Origin of the sequence: Shewanella sp. K8, assembly GCF_028823715.1 — a bacterium.
GTDB classification, from domain to species: Bacteria; Pseudomonadota; Gammaproteobacteria; order Enterobacterales; family Shewanellaceae; genus Shewanella; species Shewanella algae.
In genome coordinates, this window is sequence record NZ_JAPEHY010000093.1 from 1 (window position 1) to 743 (window position 743).

The following is a 743-nucleotide window of genomic DNA, read 5'->3' on the forward strand; positions in this document are numbered from 1 at the left end:
GTTGATTTCTTTTCCTAAGGGTACTTAGATGTTTCAGTTCCCCTCGTTCGCCTCACTAAGCTATGTATTCACTTAGTGATGACACCTTATGGTGCCGGGTTTCCCCATTCGGACATCGCTGGCTCAAATGCTTGTTACTAGCTCACCAACGCTTTTCGCAAGTTACTACGTCCTTCATCGCCTCTGACTGCCAAGGCATCCACCGTATACGCTTGGTCGCTTAACCATACAACCCGGATGAGTTTTCATCTCGCTTGTCAGTACTCATGTTGTCGTTATTGTGCTTTTCATTCGTCAGTCATGTAGCGCTGCTACACTCCTTCCTCACTCAAATCACCGCTTAGACACCATGTCGCCTGACTGCGCTACCTTATTGGTAACATAGCGGAAAACACGGGTTGTATTGCAACCAGCTTAGGTTTACTTGTCTCACCTCCGGGTTAAGGAAGTGGACTCGCCTTGAAGAATTTCCAAAACACTTGATTGAAGTGTTTGAGAACTCAATTTGTATGCATCAAATCCTACTCCGAAGAGAGGTTTTGATGTCTACTATCAGCTTTCCAAATTGTTAAAGAACTCATTGACCTACCAGGGTCAACGGCCTGCTCTATGAACAAGCAATCTGTGTGAACACTCAAAAGGTACACGGATGTACCGAATGTCGAAAATGCAGGAGCAATTTCCGACCAAGCACCAATTATCGCTTAGGTAAGGAGGTGATCCAGCCCCAGGTTCCCCTAGGG

At 46.2% G+C, this 743-nt stretch carries 1 rRNA gene; it reads right to left on the reverse strand.

Annotation, left to right across the window (positions count from 1 at the left end):
* Nucleotides 1-226: ribosomal RNA gene (locus ON072_RS21045) — 23S ribosomal RNA — on the reverse strand; the annotation flags it as partial.
* Nucleotides 227-743: the final 517 nt, after the last annotated feature.